At 37.1% G+C, this 17,199-nt stretch carries 22 protein-coding genes and 1 riboswitch; all 22 genes read left to right on the forward strand.

Going from position 1 to position 17,199, the window contains the following annotated elements; genetic code table 11:
* The first annotated feature begins 87 nt into the window (after window positions 1-87).
* The 22 genes from tmk (at window position 88) to JOC49_RS07520 (ending at window position 17,197) form a co-directional block, all read left to right on the forward strand.
* Window positions 88-711: a dTMP kinase gene (gene tmk / locus JOC49_RS07415; protein WP_204663921.1), complete on the forward strand. Its 624-nt coding sequence runs from the start codon at window positions 88-90 to the stop codon at window positions 709-711.
* A 76-nt stretch (window positions 712-787) separates the two neighbouring features.
* A complete protein-coding gene (locus JOC49_RS07420; protein ID WP_204663923.1) occupies window positions 788-1,135 on the forward strand; it encodes a DRTGG domain-containing protein in 348 nt (115 codons plus the stop codon).
* A 9-nt stretch (window positions 1,136-1,144) separates the two neighbouring features.
* Entirely contained in the window at window positions 1,145-1,600 is a 456-nt protein-coding gene (locus tag JOC49_RS07425) for an ATP-binding protein (RefSeq protein ID WP_243423637.1), read from the forward strand.
* 25 nt (window positions 1,601-1,625) lie between these two features.
* Window positions 1,626-2,888 carry a [Fe-Fe] hydrogenase large subunit C-terminal domain-containing protein gene (locus tag JOC49_RS07430; protein ID WP_204663925.1) on the forward strand — a complete coding sequence of 421 codons (1,263 nt, stop codon included), beginning with the start codon at window positions 1,626-1,628 and terminating at the stop codon, window positions 2,886-2,888.
* Window positions 2,878-3,210, forward strand: a complete 333-nt coding sequence (locus tag JOC49_RS07435) for an AraC family transcriptional regulator (RefSeq protein WP_204663927.1) — start codon at window positions 2,878-2,880, stop codon at window positions 3,208-3,210. Before JOC49_RS07430 ends, JOC49_RS07435 begins: the two co-directional genes overlap by 11 nt.
* Entirely contained in the window at window positions 3,210-3,917 is a 708-nt protein-coding gene (locus JOC49_RS07440) for a phosphoesterase (RefSeq protein ID WP_207754701.1), read from the forward strand. The genes JOC49_RS07435 and JOC49_RS07440 overlap by 1 nt, the downstream gene beginning before the upstream one ends.
* Complete coding sequence (locus JOC49_RS07445) at window positions 3,914-4,468, forward strand: ATP-binding protein (protein WP_204663929.1); 555 nt, start codon at window positions 3,914-3,916, stop codon at window positions 4,466-4,468. Before JOC49_RS07440 ends, JOC49_RS07445 begins: the two co-directional genes overlap by 4 nt.
* Complete coding sequence (locus JOC49_RS07450) at window positions 4,465-4,641, forward strand: hypothetical protein (RefSeq protein ID WP_204663931.1); 177 nt, start codon at window positions 4,465-4,467, stop codon at window positions 4,639-4,641. Before JOC49_RS07445 ends, JOC49_RS07450 begins: the two co-directional genes overlap by 4 nt.
* Window positions 4,642-4,728: 87 nt before the next feature.
* Window positions 4,729-5,463: a class D sortase gene (locus tag JOC49_RS07455; RefSeq protein ID WP_204663933.1), complete on the forward strand. Its 735-nt coding sequence runs from the start codon at window positions 4,729-4,731 to the stop codon at window positions 5,461-5,463.
* A 90-nt stretch (window positions 5,464-5,553) separates the two neighbouring features.
* Window positions 5,554-5,637: riboswitch (cyclic di-GMP riboswitch) on the forward strand.
* A gap of 14 nt (window positions 5,638-5,651) precedes the next feature.
* On the forward strand, window positions 5,652-6,449 hold the full coding sequence (locus tag JOC49_RS07460; RefSeq protein WP_204663935.1) for a transglutaminase-like domain-containing protein: 798 nt from the start codon (window positions 5,652-5,654) through the stop codon (window positions 6,447-6,449).
* A 157-nt stretch (window positions 6,450-6,606) separates the two neighbouring features.
* Window positions 6,607-8,442, forward strand: a complete 1,836-nt coding sequence (gene typA / locus JOC49_RS07465; protein WP_204663937.1) for a translational GTPase TypA — start codon at window positions 6,607-6,609, stop codon at window positions 8,440-8,442.
* Between the two features lie 112 nt (window positions 8,443-8,554).
* The gene (locus JOC49_RS07470) at window positions 8,555-8,926 is read left to right on the forward strand and encodes a hypothetical protein (protein ID WP_204663939.1); all 372 of its coding nucleotides are present in this window, start codon (window positions 8,555-8,557) and stop codon (window positions 8,924-8,926) included.
* Complete coding sequence (locus JOC49_RS07475; protein ID WP_204663941.1) at window positions 8,913-10,652, forward strand: DUF5702 domain-containing protein; 1,740 nt, start codon at window positions 8,913-8,915, stop codon at window positions 10,650-10,652. Before JOC49_RS07470 ends, JOC49_RS07475 begins: the two co-directional genes overlap by 14 nt.
* The gene (locus tag JOC49_RS07480; RefSeq protein WP_204663943.1) at window positions 10,634-11,224 is read left to right on the forward strand and encodes a hypothetical protein; all 591 of its coding nucleotides are present in this window, start codon (window positions 10,634-10,636) and stop codon (window positions 11,222-11,224) included. The genes JOC49_RS07475 and JOC49_RS07480 overlap by 19 nt, the downstream gene beginning before the upstream one ends.
* Entirely contained in the window at window positions 11,224-11,886 is a 663-nt protein-coding gene (locus tag JOC49_RS07485; RefSeq protein ID WP_204663945.1) for a protein kinase domain-containing protein, read from the forward strand. Before JOC49_RS07480 ends, JOC49_RS07485 begins: the two co-directional genes overlap by 1 nt.
* A 137-nt stretch (window positions 11,887-12,023) precedes the next feature.
* Window positions 12,024-12,182: a hypothetical protein gene (locus JOC49_RS07490; RefSeq protein WP_204663947.1), complete on the forward strand. Its 159-nt coding sequence runs from the start codon at window positions 12,024-12,026 to the stop codon at window positions 12,180-12,182.
* Between the two features lie 263 nt (window positions 12,183-12,445).
* On the forward strand, window positions 12,446-13,303 hold the full coding sequence (locus JOC49_RS07495) for a Rossmann-like and DUF2520 domain-containing protein (protein ID WP_204663949.1): 858 nt from the start codon (window positions 12,446-12,448) through the stop codon (window positions 13,301-13,303).
* The gene (gene panB / locus JOC49_RS07500) at window positions 13,296-14,126 is read left to right on the forward strand and encodes a 3-methyl-2-oxobutanoate hydroxymethyltransferase (protein WP_204663951.1); all 831 of its coding nucleotides are present in this window, start codon (window positions 13,296-13,298) and stop codon (window positions 14,124-14,126) included. Before JOC49_RS07495 ends, panB begins: the two co-directional genes overlap by 8 nt.
* Window positions 14,127-14,138: 12 nt before the next feature.
* Complete coding sequence (gene panC / locus JOC49_RS07505) at window positions 14,139-14,990, forward strand: pantoate--beta-alanine ligase (protein WP_204663953.1); 852 nt, start codon at window positions 14,139-14,141, stop codon at window positions 14,988-14,990.
* Between the two features lie 13 nt (window positions 14,991-15,003).
* Window positions 15,004-15,387: an aspartate 1-decarboxylase gene (gene panD / locus JOC49_RS07510; RefSeq protein WP_204663955.1), complete on the forward strand. Its 384-nt coding sequence runs from the start codon at window positions 15,004-15,006 to the stop codon at window positions 15,385-15,387.
* A 77-nt stretch (window positions 15,388-15,464) separates the two neighbouring features.
* Complete coding sequence (murB, locus tag JOC49_RS07515; protein WP_204663957.1) at window positions 15,465-16,367, forward strand: UDP-N-acetylmuramate dehydrogenase; 903 nt, start codon at window positions 15,465-15,467, stop codon at window positions 16,365-16,367.
* Window positions 16,368-16,465: 98 nt separating this feature from the next.
* Window positions 16,466-17,197: a PHP domain-containing protein gene (locus JOC49_RS07520; RefSeq protein WP_204663959.1), complete on the forward strand. Its 732-nt coding sequence runs from the start codon at window positions 16,466-16,468 to the stop codon at window positions 17,195-17,197.
* Window positions 17,198-17,199: the final 2 nt, after the last annotated feature.

A 17,199-nucleotide genomic window follows, 5' to 3' on the forward strand; every position in this document is an offset into this window, starting at 1 on the left:
GAAATCCACCCTAGGGTGGGTTTCTTTGTTTATTTAAGCAGTAAAATAGTTTAAAATAGAAGATAGTAACTTAAGGAGGCTTATTGAATGACAAAAATAATATCCCTAGAAGGCGGAGAAGGGGCTGGAAAAACCTCTGTAATTGAAGCCTTAAAACAGCATTTTGAGGCCATGAATAAGTCGGTTCTTTTTACACGAGAACCAGGAGGGGTACCGATATCAGAACGTATACGTGCGATTATTTTGGATGCCCAGGCTCAGGAAATGGATCATCGAACAGAGGCCCTACTTTTTGCAGCGGCAAGACGGCAGCATCTGGTTGAAAAGGTATTACCGGCCATTAAATCTGGTGTTGATGTTGTTGTATTTGATCGCTATGTTGATTCTTCTATGGTTTATCAGGGATTTGTGCGTGGAATTGGGGTTGATGAGGTTTATGACATGAATCTATTTGCTACAGAGGGATTTTTACCAGACTTGACCTTGTATTTGGATGTTGATCCCCAAATTGGCCTACAGCGGATTAATTCAAATCCTAATCGTGAAATCAATAAATTAGATCTGGAGCATGAAGAGTTTCATGAAAAAGTAAGAGAAGGCTATTTGGCATTATTGGAACGGTTTCCTGAGCGCATTCGAAAAGTGGATGCCAACCAAGGGATAGAGTTTGTTATAAAAGATATCTTAAAAGAAATTGAAGTCCTGATTTAAAAATGCTATAATGAGAGTGATTATTGTTAAAATAATAACTTAACAAGAAAGCTCTGTATTCAGCATAGGAGGTAATATGCAGATAAAAAACATTGCGGAGATTATCAAAGCAGATGTCATAGCATATGAAACGGGAATTGAACATGAAGTGCACGTTGCATTTGGTTCGGATTTAATGAGTGATGTATTGGCATATGTAGAAGGGGACACACTTTTGATAACCGGACTGGTAAACCATCAAGTAATTCGAACGGCGGAAATGTTGGATATAAAGGTCATTCTTTTTGTTAGGGGTAAAAGGCCTACAGAAGATGTTATCGCATTGGCCAATGAGAAAAAAATTACTTTAATGGTAACTCAGAAACCCATGTTTACTGTTTCAGGTCTACTGTACCAAGAAGGACTTCGTGGAATAGAACTGTAAGGAGCGTTTATGGGTTCGATTATAAAAAATGAAGAAAATGTTGCGATGCGGCTAAACTATACTGTTGACAATGACGATTTTACACGAGCAGGAGAGGCGTCAAGTAAAATCAAGCAAATGCTTAAACAATTAGCGATTGATGCGAATATCGTTAGAAGAGTTGCAATTGCAACTTATGAAGCTGAAATTAATTTGGTGATTCACTCAAATGGAGGCACCATAGAAGTTTTTATTAAGCAAGATTGTATTGAACTCTATGTCGAGGATAATGGTCCGGGAATTAAAGATGTGTCGCTTGCCATGACTAAAGGTTTTTCAACCGCTACAGCAGTAGCAAGAGAAATGGGATTTGGAGCTGGAATGGGTCTCCCTAATATGGAGAAAGTAAGTGATACATTTGAAATCGAATCCGAAGTGGGGGTTGGAACACGTATAAAAATGGTTGTTTTTTACAATACAAAGTAAATAAATTGAGTTTTTGGAGGCTTTCATGGATAAGAAGTATTGGCATTCGGTTATTTTGGAAAAAGATTACTGCAATGGCTGTACACAGTGTTTAAGCAGGTGCCCAACTCAAGCGATCCGGATCATAGACCATAAGGCCAAGATTATAGAATCCAGGTGCATTGATTGTGGTGAATGTTTGAAAGTTTGCCCTTATCATGCAAAAGGGGCGTTGGTAAGCGAGTTGAGTGTCTTAAATAAATTCAAATATACAATTGCGTTACCGGCAATCTCTTTCTATGGTCAATTTCCAGAACAGTATGATATGAATACCGTTTATAATGCACTTTTAGAATTGGGGTTTGATGAAGTATATGATGTGGCACATGCTGCAGAACTTTTATCTGTGTATGAAAATAGAATATTGGATAAGGCATCGGTTAATAAACCTTTAATTTCAACGTATTGTCCTGTGATTACACGATTAATTCAAATAAGGTTTCCCACCCTTATTGATAATATCATAAAATTGGAATCGCCTATGGAAATTGCAGCAAGAGCCGTAAAAAGAAGATTGGTCTCTGAGGGTATGCGCATGGATGACATTGGGGTTGTATACATTACACCGTGTCCAGCAAAAATAACAAGCATAAAAAATCCTATAGGACTAGACCGATCGTATTTAGATGAAGCTGTATCCACAGAAGAAGTCTATTATAAAGTGATGAAAATAATTGATCATGTGAAACCAACAAAGCAGCTTCAAAGAGCGACAGGAAAAGGCATCGGTTGGGGACGCGTTGGCGGACAGAGTTATGCTATGGGCATTGAAGATTATATTGCTGTCGATGGCATAGAAGAAGTTATTAAAGTTCTTGAATCGATGGAGCTTGGCAAACTCAATAAACTGGATTTTTTTGAAGGGTATGCCTGTGTTAATGGGTGCGTTGGGGGACCCCTTAATGTTGAAAATACATTTATAGGGAAAAATCGGATTCGTAAACTTAGTAAAAAATATGGCATGGATCTTCCTGTTGACGTTGATATTGACCTAAATGCCGATAATATGGAGTGGGATTTACCGATAAAGCCCATGCCAATTTTTAAACTGGATCAGGATTTTTCAAAAGCGCTTGAGAAGATGGCGCGTATAGAAGCGTTGACACAAAATCTTCCGGGGGTAAATTGTGGTGCTTGTGGCGCACCAACATGTAGGGTGTTGGCAGAAGACATTGTCAATGGACATGCAAAATTAGAGGATTGTATATTTATTAAAATGGGAATTGGAGGCAATGAAGATGATTGTTAAAGACCTTATTGAATCACATGCGTTTAAACTCATGGCGGGAACGGATATAGACCGTGAGATTAAAAATGTTTATTCTTGCGATTTGTTGAGTTGGGTAATGGCAAAAGGAAAATTCGATACAGCTTGGATTACTGTCCAAACACATAGCAACATCTTGGCAGTTGCATCTTTGCTTGATTTTGCATGTATTATTATTCCTGAAGGCATTGAAATTGACAAGGATACAATTGAAAAAGCCAACGCAGAATCAGTTGTTATTCTTTCGACGCAACTTGAAACTTTTGAAATATTTAAAATCCTTTATAAAGAAGGCGTTCAATAGTGAAAATTAGTTATGACTTGCACATACATTCCTGTTTATCGCCATGTGGCTCTGATGACATGACGCCGAACAACATCATGAATATGGCTTGGATTAAAGGCTTGGATGTTGTGGCCATAACAGACCATAACAGCGGGAAAAATGTTTCGGCATGCGTTGGTATTGGAAATGATTTGGGCGTTCTCGTTTTGCCGGGAATGGAAGTTCAGACGCGAGAAGAAGTTCATGTATTGTGCTATTTTCCTCATGTCAAGAATTTAGAAACTTTTGAAACTGAATTGGACCTATATAGAATGCAGATCCCCAATAGACCAGATCGCTTTGGAAATCAATGGATTATGAATGACAAGGATGAAGTGGTGGGTGAGATGCCACTGGCTTTGATTCTTTCCATAGACTTGTCCATAGATGACTTGTATGCCCTTGTTGAACGGTATGAAGGCATCATGATTCCGGCCCATGTCAATAAAGACAGCAACAGCATTTTGTACAATCTTGGTTTTATACCTCCTCACTTGGCTTTTACAACACTTGAAGTGATGAAAAACAAAGAAATTTCAGATGTGCTTAAAAATAATTTTGCTTACATTTACAATTCAGATGCCCATTATTTGGAAGATATAAGTGAGCCAGAAAATTTTTTAGAGGTTGAATCCAAAACGATTGGTTCTGTGATTAAGGCTTTGAAAAGAAAGGAACTAAAATGAAAGAACTCTCTTTGCATATATTGGACATTGCTCAAAATTCAATAGCCGCAGAGGCTGAAACTTTACGAATTGCTATAATTGAGGACTTAGAAAGCGATTTGTTGACCATAAAAATAAAAGATGATGGACATGGAATGGACTCGGAAACGGTAAAAAAGGTTGTAGATCCTTTTTATACCACGAGAACAACCCGTAAGGTTGGCTTAGGGATACCCTTATTTAAACTTTCAGCTGAACAGTGCGCTGGCAGATTTGAGATTAATTCACATTTAGGAAATGGTACAGAAATCATTGCGATTTTTAAGCACAGTCATATTGATCGAGTTCCGCTTGGAAATATGACAGATACCCTTCTAACCATAATTAATGCTTCAGAGAAAATGGATTTGATTTATACACATTCCTATAATGGGAATTGTTTTTCATTAAATACAAGAGAAATTAAAAAACTCTTGGATGGTGTTTCTATAACAGCCATCGATGTTATGCGGTGGCTTAAATCCTATATTTCGGAAGGTCTTCAAGAGATAATAAAAACGGAGGCATTATGAGAAAACTTGGCATCAAAATTATACTGTTTACAGTTTTACTTTTAATTTTGAGTGGTTACTTTGAGTGGGTTAATTTTTATGTGCGGTTGACTTTGGGTGTTTTTTTTATTGGAACTGGTATTACACTTATTTTCGTTGGTGGCATGACTAAATTTAAAGACTTAGATTTATAGAAAATTGTAAGAAGCACATGCACAGTAGACGTGTAGCGTGCTTTTTTTTGGGGTATAAAAAAGAAAAATAGTATGTGTGAGGTGACCATGAGAAATAAAATTGCCATCGGCTTAATTGTTTTGGGTGTTTTAGTTGCTGCATATCCTTTAGTGGACACAATATATGGGATTTATTGGGAAAAACGATTGCTGGCTCAGTTCGAAGATCAAATTGCACTTGGAATTGGTGTAGAGGATGTGGTGGCATCAGATTACATTGCACTAGATGAAATTTTTGTCGAAGGCGAACCAGAAGAATTTGAAACGGAAAGTGAGGCATATCCAGTTGTAGAAGAGTTTACGGTTCCTGAAATTGAGTTGCCTTCTGAGAATGCAACGACAGAGCCGGAAACAACACCGCCAACCACTGCAGCCCCCGCACCTAAATGGGATATAATCGGCAAGCTTATTATTCCTAAAATCGAAGTAGAAATGGCCCTTTTAAAGGGTGCAACAGATTTAAATTTAAGTCGTGGAGCTGCTACTATTGAAGGAACTTCTCAAATAGGTGAGATTGGAAACGCAGGTATTGCAGGTCATAGAGGGCGGACATATGGGCGAAAACTCAATCGCTTAGATGAACTCGAAGTTGGAGATTTAATCGAAATACAAACGGCTTCAGAAAATTATAAATTTAGAGTTTATAAGACGCATATTGTTGAACCTACGGATGTATCTGTATTGTATCGTAATGATACGGATAGAATCATAACTTTGGTTACATGTGATCCAGTAATTAACCCGACGCATCGGCTGATTGTTCATGCGGTACTGGAGCCGTAACAGACTGTTCATATTATTGAAATCCTTTTATCATTGAGTGCTATATATGACTTATGATATACTGTAAACAGGTAAAGTTATTTGGAACTTCACCGATAAAGGCAAACCATTGGAAACGATGGGACGCAAAGCCATAGGGCCTTTCCTATAAGGAATGGCAGCCGTGCTACCGAAGGGAGTTTTTTGTTATGAAAAAAATACTGGTGTCAATTGTGATTTTGAGTGTCCTTGTATTTAGTGGCACACCTGATTATGCAATTTCTAAATTAAAACTGGCGCATGAAAATGACCGCCCAGAAATTGTTACACTGAGCCAAGGGGCTGTTGGCGAATCAGACATGCTGCTTTTAGTAGAGAAAGATGGCGTGCGTTACCAATATGCTGTTCCAAAAGATGAGATTTCACAGTATCCTTTGCAAATGGGATCAGGTGTTTATACGGTTCGTCTTATGGCACACATACAAGGCAATCGGTATAAAGAAGTAGAGTCTTTAAAGATAGATGTTGAGGCAATCGAAAATGACAAGCTCTATACACAGTCGATTTCTGAAATCAATTGGTCAAGTCAAAGTGATGCTGTTATTAAAGCAAAGCAATTAACGGACAAGTTGGATCATGATTTGGACCAGATTCAAGCAATTTATACATTTGTAACACAAAACATAGCGTATGATTATGAGAAAGCATCTACTGTGAAGAGTGGCTATATTCCAGATATTGACGAGATTTATAAAGCATCTACTGGTATCTGTTATGATTATTCTGCCTTGTTTGCATCCATGACAAGAAGCCTAGGAATACCCACAAAAATGGTCAAGGGGTATTCAGAAGCAGTTGGCGGACAATACCATGCTTGGAATGAAGTTTATGTAAATGGCGCGTGGCATGTTGTAGACACAACTATTGACGCAGCATATAGCCAAGCCGGCTATAACACAGAACTGTTCAAGTTAGCGTCTAAATATACGGCTGCTAAAGTCTATTGAATAAGAAATCAACACGTTTTCACGTAAAGATGTGGAAACGTGTTTTTTTTATGAGATGTTAATTTTTAGAAATCAGACACATTTCTATATATTTTTCAAGCCAAATGGTATAAAATGGTATAGTTGTTTATAGAATCGAAATGAAGTGGAGAAATGAATGAAAATTGAAGGTATTATTAATATTGCAGTAATTGCACACGTTGATGCAGGCAAATCAACACTGGTAGATGCTTTTCTTAATCAGAGCAACGTTTTTAGAGCAAACGAAGTTGTGCCAGACTGTGTAATGGACAGCAATGATTTGGAACGTGAAAGAGGCATTACAATATATTCTAAAAATTGTTCTATTTTATATAAAAATCACAAAATAAATATTGTGGATACACCGGGCCATGCTGATTTCTCATCAGAAGTAGAGCGTATTATGAAAACGGTTGATACCGTTATTTTGTTAGTAGATTCCAGTGAAGGTCCTATGCCTCAGACACGATTTGTCTTGCAGAAATCTTTGGAGGCTGGCCATAGACCGATTTTATTTATAAATAAAATTGACAAAAAAGACCAACGTGCTGAAGAAGTTGTCAACTTGGCTTTTGATTTGTTTGTGGAACTTGGCGCAACAGATGAACAACTTGATTTTCCAATTTTATACGGCGTTGCAAAAGCGGGCATTGCTCAGAAAGAATTAAGTGATGAAGGAAAAGACCTATCGCCTCTTTTTGAGACAATTCTAGAACATGTAGACCCATATGGTGCCAGTAGTACAGACCCTCTCCAACTCCAAATTTCGTCATTGGATTATGATGATTATATTGGCAGACTTGGGATTGGCCGTGTTATAAGAGGTACGCTGTCACAAGGTGATCAGGTAGGTATTTCAAAAAGAGATGGCAAACTTGAAAAAGGTCGTGTTGGAAAAGTTTTTGTTTATGAAGGTCTACAACGTAAAGAGGTTGCTAAAGCACAAGCTGGTGACATGGTAATTGTATCGGGACTTAATGATATCTCTATAGGAGAAACTTTGTGTCATCCAGATCATATGGAACCCCTTCCAATCCATAAAATTGAAGAACCAACCTTGTCGATGAACTTCCTAATAAATGACTCGCCGTTTTGTGGAAAAAGTGGAAAATTCGTTACCAATCGTCATTTAAAGAACCGATTGGATAAAGAACTCGAAGTAAATGTAGGGTTAAAAGTTGAGCCATTGGACTCGGTACAAGATGGATTCAAAGTTTCAGGTCGTGGTGAGTTACACTTATCAATTTTACTTGAAAATATGAGACGCGAAGGCTATGAAGTCGCAGTTTCAAAGCCACAAGTATTGTTTCGAATGGTTGATGGCATTCGTATGGAACCAATAGAAAAAGTTGTTGCCATCACACCGGACGATTATTCAGGAACAGTAATTTCCGAACTCAGCATCCGCAAAGGGACACTTGAAACGATGCAGTCAGAAGATGGGTATACCCGAATGGAGTTTAAAGTACCTACACGGGGGCTTTTGGGGTATAGGAGTGAATTTGTAAATGTTACACGTGGCGAAGGTATTTTACTAAGATCTTTTTATGGTTATGAGCCATATCGTGGTGATATTCCGCGAAGAAATAATGGTGTCCTAATTTCTCAACAAGGTGGAACTGCCATGGCTTATTCTATTTTCAATTTATCAGATCGGGCAGTTATGATGATTGATCCGGGTACTGATGTATATGAAGGTATGATTGTGGGGATTAATTCAAGAAAAGAGGATATGACAGTAAATCCGACTAAAAATAAAAAATTGACAAATACACGTGCTTCAGGATCAGACGATGCTATAAAACTTAACGCTGCTAAAGCATTTAATTTAGAAGAAGCACTCACTTTTATAGAAGACGATGAGTTGCTTGAAATCACACCAGATGCGCTTAGGTTGAGAAAAAGAATTTTAAATGAAACAGACCGTGTAAGAGAAAGAAACCGTTTGGGCAAAATGGCATCAGGAGATTAATTTATATAAAATCAATTAAATGAGAGGGAACTCTCATTTTTTTTACGCTAGAATTGACAATAAATGTAAAATATTATATTATATGGTATAAGATGGTGTGAAAGGAGTTCAAATGCTTACAAGTGAGATTGCAGTTATTCTACCCATTGTACTGATTTTGTTAATTTTTTCTATGGCCCTTGGGGTGTATGTCAGTGTTGAAACCTGGCATATTTTATATTATGAACTTGATTTTTTAGGTGCTGTATATGCGCCAATGAATTGGCAAGTAATCTCAGAAAACAAACCTTTATCTTTACATGTTGATGTGTATCCAACACATGAAATGTACCTATATTCAGCAGAGCGAAATCTTGACAACCCTTTTTATAAAGTTACATCAAGGAAAACGATTGATGTTCAGGCCTCGTTTGAGAAAAAAATTGAGAACCGGTTGGTGAGACGGTTGTTGTTAAAAAGGGGGCGTATATATGTTGAAGAATAATCGCGGAAGTGTATCCATATTGATGATAATTCTTGTGCCTTTTTTAGTCCTTGGTTTTTTGGGGGTTTTTATAACGCTCAACAAACAACAAGAAAAACAAGAAATTTTAAAGACAGCAATTCAAATTAGCGAGGCTCGTTTAGATCTGTCCAATAAGTATTTGATGGAAGCCTATGGCATATTGGCTTATGTGAATCAACCAATGTTACAAGACTTGCTTGAAAATTATTCCAGCAAAACAGATTTTAAAGTGGAACATATGTCTTTGGCAGCGCCAACTTACTTATTAAAATCCACACACCAAGCTGGTCAATATATTTTGGGGGATGTTGGATTAGAAGCAGTAGAAGATTTTGTGAATTTGCACTTGGATTTTTCTGCGGCTGAAAATTTAACCGTTCAGCTTAATCAACTGGAAAAAGCACTTCAAGCACTCAGTGATATTAATGAAATACGTACAGCGATTTTTGAACTTTCTGGTCAAGATTTTTCTCAAGCTCAATTTACAAAAGTAGCACATTTGGTTGTTGAGAAAATTGAGGGGAATAAGTCGTTTTTAAAATCATTTATGGATTCTAGGAAAAAAAGTAATGTAAGTAGTGAAATTTTGGACCTTTTGGGACAAGACTTGGACGAAGCAATGCTTAAGATGGAAAAGCAATTAATTGCGCTACAAGACAATCTAAGAGAACTTAAAATTTCAAAAAATAATCTTAACCAAGTAACAAATGCTATTCATTCTATAAAAGAAGAGATTCAAAATGAAGATGAGAACACGTCCACAGAGGCGCTTGAACATGAACTCTATCGGCTCAGATTACGCCGTAATTATATAAAAAGAGAGATGGATGCACGGTTGTCAAATGCAATCGGAAATACGGGAATTGGAAAACCAAACCTTGTATCAACCATCAATCTTTTAATTCAAAGGGTATCTCAATTTGATTTTCAACTTTCTGAAGTGGATTCTGAATGTTTTACACTTGATAAACCGGATATGAAATGGGGGGAAACCCCTAAAATTAGCAGTTTAGATCGCTTTTTTTTAAATGAATATGCCTTAGCCATTTTTAAGAGTGGTGATTTTGAATCTCCAAGAAGTTTTAACCCGCTTAATAAAGACTTACGTGATTCTGTATTAATGTACGAAGCCGAGTTTTTGATAGGGGGTAAAGCGACAGATGCTGATAATAAAAGAACCGTACGCCAGCAGATTATAGGCATTAGAACGCTTGCGAATATGACACAGATTCTAAAAGACCCACAGACGATGTCAGAGATTAATGCGCTTGTACTATCGATACCGGCACCTTGGAACATCATATCAAAAATTGGGGTTATAACACTTTGGTCAACCACAGAAGCGTATTTAGACCTAGTCGGCCTTGAATCCGGTAGAGGTTATCACCTGTTTAAACCCAAAACGGAATGGCATTTGAGTTTAAATCAATTACTGGCTGGGGAGTGGCAAAGCAACACACACTCTAAATCAATGGGGGTTACAGATCCTAAACTGTATTATCAAGATTACCTAAGGTTACTGCTTATAAAAACACGATTGGAAGACCTAACAAATCGACTGTTGACTCTTTTGGATGCTAATGTTATGCAGGCATCAGAAGCAAAGTTTGGGTTGAATGATTTTTCTGTTGGGCACACTGTTGAGATAAATTGGGATCAAGAGGAGCTATATTTTAGGAGGGCCTATTGGACTTTGAGCAACTGAAACAAAAAATAAGTCGAACTAAAGGCAGTACCAGTATTGAAGCGGTGATTGTATTTAGTTTGGCCCTGGCTTTGGTGATTATGTCCATAGGCACAATTTTTACACTATATGTCGACACACAAATGGACTGGACATTAACCAATAGCTGTGATGATTTTAAATGGGTACCTGAGCTCTTGAATCCGTATGAAAAATTAACAGAATCCATAATGGCGCAAAAGATTTTGAAAGATTTACACAACACACAATTGAAATCAATGGTTTCCAATGTTGACGTTTCATTTCAGTCGACTGAACACACCAACTTAATCATCGTATATTTAACGTATGATTATAAGTTTCCCACCTACAAAAAGAGCCATATAGCGGATTATTTTATGGTGGACAGTACTTCTGATGATGGGCTATCTTTTGAATCGAGCACGGTATTTATTACAAATACAGGTGTAAAATATCATCTCGAGTCTTGCTTTCATCTCAGAAAAAGTAAAATTCCCATTGATCTCCAAGAGGCTGTGAATAGAGGGTACACATCGTGTAAAAATTGCTATGGAAATGTGGAGGTAAACTAATGTATCAAATTCAACTTCAGTGTAAACCAGTTAAGGAAGGAACTAATATATATTATGATGTAAAAACGGGGATGCAAATCATAAAAGAGACATTTGATTTAGATACGGGGCTAATTGTTATTGAAGTGATGAAAAGGCTTAGAGGCGGACCTTGTATGGATCTTATTGATTATCAAGTGGAATCTGGCCAACTGAACATTGCGTCATGTGGGGTGGAAGCTAGAACAATCGGAAATTATGTCAAAGAGGATATCTCATTTGTCGATTTTAAACGCCTTGTGATTGTTTTATTAAATGCACTTGTATATGTCCATTCAAAGTCTGTGGCAATAGGTGCATTAACACCCGAAACTATATTTATAACACCAAATGAACGTGTGATTTTTATGGATTTTTCTCAATCCAGATTACAAGATGTGGCCTATACGTGCATCAAGTCAATGCCAGTTGATGTCTATAGATCTCCAGAAAGTGTATATGAGCCTTGGATGGTTTCTGAATTAAGTGATGTTTTTTCCATGGGTATGATATTAAAGCGACTTATTGACACAACGCATTTAACGATACAGTTTCATTATGCAGAAATTATAGAGAAAATGACACGCGTTAGAATGCAAGATCGGCCAAAACTTCAAGACGTACTTAACTGGATAAACACATAAAATGCAAGTCGGAAAGACAAAAAATTCATATATGCCAATTATTTTTGAGTTTTATCTTGATTTATGAATTATTTTAGAGTACAATATTCACAAAGGGATAATTGTATACAATAATACTTAAATTAGGAGGCAAGTTTATGAAAGATGTTGTAAGAGGCAATCAATTTGAAGTGAAATTTTGTAAACGATGTGGTGATGAGAAAAAAGTAAACAAGTGGAATCTTTGTAAAACTTGTCAGTCAGAAGTAGACCACGAATATGCTATGATGTATGAAACGAAAACACGTGAATACTAATTAAAGACAACAAAATGTGTGTGAATGTCCAAGTTAAGGACATTCTTTTTTTATTAACAAAAATATCACATATTTTTTTTAGGGAATCACTGACTCTGTGATATAATAGATTTGATGGTACCGGTAGGACCATACATTATTTTTTTTTAGTTTGACACAATACGGCTCTGAGCCTCTGGCCCGAGACTGAAAGATATAAGTTGTAAACCAACTCTTTTTGTCTTGCGCAGAAAGAGTTTTTTAGTGTTTGAAAGGATTTGTTTATGAAAGTCGGAATTATTGGAACTGGTGCAGTAGGGAAGTCAATGGCGGCCTATTTTTTAAGCAAAAAAGTTCAAATGACTGGATTTTATGGCAAGACACCCAAACATGTACAAGACACTGCAAACGCATATAATACAATCGCTTTTGAAAATATGTCTCAAGTGATTCAAAATAATGATTTTGTTTTAGTAGCTGTAAACGATGATGCCATTACTGAAGTTGTATCTGAAATGGAAGACCTTCAAGGAATGCTCAATGAGAAGATTATAGTCCACACAAGTGGTGTGCATGCATCAAATATTTTGAGTCCCTTAAAACAGTATGGTGCAAAAACTTTAAGTTTACATCCGCTGCAATCTTTTTCAGACGTAGAATCAGCTCAAAATAGAATTCCCAATACAGTGTTTAGTATTGAAGGGGACGTAGAAGAATCAGTTGTCGAATGGTTAGATTTAATTGGCATTCAAACATTTGAAATTCCAAGTGCCTATAAAGCCAATTATCACATGGGGGCATCTATTGTTTCCAATTTTTTAGTGACAGTCTTGGATTTTGGCTTTATGCAGTTTGAAAAATTGGGTTATGATAAAACTTTTGCTAAAAAAGCACTTATGCCTTTAATTGATGGTACTCTTGAAAACATAAAGCAAAATGGAACGACAGAAGCATTAACGGGACCAATTTCCAGAGGAGATGTACAGACTGTAAAGAAACATCTTGAAGCTTTGGACGAAACATACATGTCATTGTATTTGGAATTGGCACACCAGACATTGGAAATCGCTAAACGTAAAAATTTGGCAATAGAAAAGTATGATGAAATGCTTAAATTGCTAGAGGAGGCAAAAAATGGCTAAGAAAACAGTTGCAACGTTTTTAGAAATGAAGCAAAAAGGTGAAAAGATTACCATGTTGACTGCGTATGACTATTCCATGGCAAAAGTGTTAGATCGAGCAGGTGTGGATTCCATTTTAGTTGGCGATTCACTTGGGATGACCATGCTTGGATATGAAAATACCCTTGCTGTTACCATTGAAGACATGATACATCATACGAAAGCTGTTAAAAGGGGCACAGAAGAAGCTCTTGTTGTTTGTGACATGCCGTTTATGTCGTATCATATTAGCGCCGAAGACGCTGTTGCAAATGCCGGACGAATCATTAAGGAAACTGGCGCACATGCTGTAAAAGTTGAAGGTGGAAGTGTTGTTGAAAAACAAATTCGTGCAATTGTAAATGCTCAAATTCCTGTGATGGGACATTTGGGTTTGACGCCACAATCTGTTAATGCAATGGGGGGCTTTTTAGTTCAAGGCAAGTCAGAGGAACAAGCCAAATTGCTCATAGAAGAAGCAAAATTATTAGAAAAAATAGGCTGTTTTTCAATTGTGCTGGAATGTATCCCTGAAAAACTTGCGCGTATTATATCTGAACACGTTTCAATTCCTACTATTGGCATCGGGGCAGGCGCTGGATGTGATGGCCAAGTTTTGGTAATTCAAGATATGCTGGGCTTAACAAGTGATTTTAGTCCAAAATTTGTAAAACACTATGCAGAATTGGGCGTCTCTATTGATGAGGCTGTAAGAACCTATTGTTCCGAGGTTAAGTCGGGTGTTTTTCCGGCGCTTACGCATACTTTTAAAATAAGTGATGCCGTATTGGAAAAATTATATTAAATTGAGGTGTATATGAAAATCATACATGAAATTGGTGCGTTGAAGTCGGTATTAAAACACCATAAAATGAATGGGAAAACAGTTGGATTTGTGCCAACAATGGGTTTTTTTCATGAGGGACATTTGTCGCTTATGAAGTATGCGCGCAAAAAAAGTGACGTTGTCGTTGTGAGTTTGTTTGTTAATCCAACACAATTTGGACCTAGTGAAGATTTTGACGCCTATCCGCGAAATTTGGATAGGGATATGGACCTTTGTAACAGTGTTGGTGTGGATTATATGTTTGTTCCAGAGGTTTTGGAAATGTATCCAGAGGGGTATGCGACTTACGTTACAGTTGAAAGTGACATGACCAATCAACTGTGTGGTGCAAGCAGACCAGGACATTTTAAAGGTGTAGCAACTGTAGTGACCAAACTTTTTAATATAGTAGAGCCAGATTTTGCTTTTTTTGGTCAGAAAGATGCACAGCAGGTTTCTGTTTTGAAGCGTATGTGCAAGGATCTAAACAGTTCAGTAGAGATCATTGCTTGTCCAATTGTAAGGGAGTCTGATGGCCTGGCAATGAGTTCTAGAAATGTGTATTTATCTCAAAGCGAAAGACAAGATGCATTGGTACTTTATAAAGCTTTATCTGAAGCAGAGCGATTGATTCGCAAGGGACAAAGGGAAGCAATAAGTGTTAAAAATACAATGGTTGAAATAATAGAATCTGTTTCAACGTCTAAAATAGATTATGTTGAAATTGTTTCTGCAACAACATTAAAACCTGTTGAAACCATTACTGAGGATACATTAATTGCTTTAGCTGTAAAAATTGGTAAAACGCGTTTAATTGATAACTTAAATGTAGATTTTTTGTAATTTGGAGGAAATTATGTTTTTGACAATGTATAAAAGTAAAATCCATAGAGCAACTGTTACTGAAGCAAACCTGAATTATGTGGGCAGTATTACCATAGATCAGGATCTTTTGGACGCGGCAGGAATTTTACCAGGTGAAAAAGTTCAGATTGTGAACAATAATAATGGTGCGAGATTAGAAACTTATACCATCTCTGGAGAAAGAGGGAGTGGTGTTATTTGTTTGAATGGTGCTGCGGCAAGATTGGTCCAACCCGGTGATGTTGTGATTATTATTGCCTATTGTATGATGACTGAAGCAGAAGCGAAAGTCTTTCAGCCCAATGTGGTCTTTGTCGATGATGCGAATCGGATTGTAGAAATATCTCATGAAGAAAAGCATGGCGAAATCAAATAAAAGATATTTGTCAGCATCAAGGTTTTGTGTTAGAATATTTTAGGATTTACACAAGACAATTGATTGGAGTAATTTTAATGATTTTTGAAGTGTTGGGCGGGATATTTTCCGATAATCAAATTAAGAAGAACGATCCGATGTCAAATCACACCTCTTTTAAAATCGGAGGGCCTGCTAAGGCTATTTTGTTACCAGAAACTCCAGATCAGATTTTAAAAGCTATTGAGGTTTTGAAGGCTCATGATGCGCCCTATTTGATTATGGGGAATGGATCAAACATCCTTGTTGAGGATGAGGGCATTGACGCTTTTGTTATAAAAATTTCTGATCAGATGAGTTCGGTTTCTATTGAAGACACTGTAGTTGTTGCAGAAGCAGGTGTTTTACTGTCTACTTTATCGAAAAAAATTCAATCTGCTGCGTTAAAAGGATTTGAGTTTGCTTCAGGCATTCCTGGAACACTTGGTGGTGCAGTGTTTATGAATGCAGGTGCTTATGATGGCGAAATGAAAGATGTTGTTAAATGGGTTGATGTCATAACGCCAGAAGGCATAATTAAGCGAATTGAAGGAAAAGAGATGCAATTTGCTTACCGTAATAGCATTGTTCGTGAAAAAGGATACATTATTTTAAGGTGTGCACTTGAATTTGAATATGGTGACCCCCTCATTATTAAAGAAATAACAGATGAATTAACACATAAACGCGTTTCAAGGCAACCCCTTGAATACCCAAGTGCAGGGAGTGTTTTCAAGCGTCCTCCTGGATTTTTTGCGGGCAAACTTATTGAAGATGCAGGACTTAGAGGGCTTAGACATGGTGATGCTCAAGTGTCAGATAAACATTGTGGGTTTGTGGTCAATCGAGGGAAAGCGACTTTTTCTGAGGTAATGGAATTGATTAAAGTCGTTCAAAAAGTAGTTAAGGATACTTTTGATGTTGAATTGGAACGAGAAGTTCGCATTTTTGGAAAAGAATAAAGTAAGCGAAATAGCATTCATTGGGGTGCTATTTTTTTATTTGTCTGATTTTCAAGGCGCAAAACTGGTATAATAAAAATGAGAAGGTAGGTGATTTGATGAAACTTAGAGGCGATTATCATATGCATTCAAAATATAGTGGTGACAGTAAAAACGAATTGGAAGGTATCGTTTTGAAGGCGATTGAATTAGGACTTGAGGAAATCGCAATTACGGATCATGGGCCTGCACACACAGGGTATGGCATAAAAAAAGAAGACTATCCTGAATTACGGGCTCAGATTGATGCTTTAAATCAAAAATATCCTGAAATAAAAATTCTTTTAGGACTTGAAGCCAATATTTTAGGGCTGGATGGTGCAATTGATTTGGATGAAGAAATGCGTCAGTATAATGATTGGGTAAATGCCGGTTATCATTTTGGAAGTCGACTTTCAAAAGATTATAAGATACATTTTATTAATTTTATGGCTAAATTTTCGAAGGTATTTCATAAGAAGGCTGTTAAAATAAACACAAAAGCCATGACTGCAGCGATGCGCCGTAATAAAATACACATGATCACACACCCTGGGGCTAAAGGCCCAGTGGATATGGATGAAGTGGCTAAAGTGGCTGCAGAAACAGGGACAATGCTTGAAATAAATAACAGTCATGGACATTTGTCGGTGGCAGAAATTAAAATTGCCATGCAGTATCCTGTTGTTTTTGTTGTGAACAGTGATGCGCATCAATTGGATCGAATTGGATCTGTAGAAGCATCCCTTCAACGTGCAAAAGAGGCGGGACTTGATTTTTCGAGAATTTACAATGTAATAGTGGAGGCATAGTG

The sequence above is a fragment of the Fusibacter tunisiensis genome (assembly GCF_016908355.1).
GTDB classification, from domain to species: domain Bacteria; phylum Bacillota; class Clostridia; order Peptostreptococcales; family Acidaminobacteraceae; genus Fusibacter_D; species Fusibacter_D tunisiensis.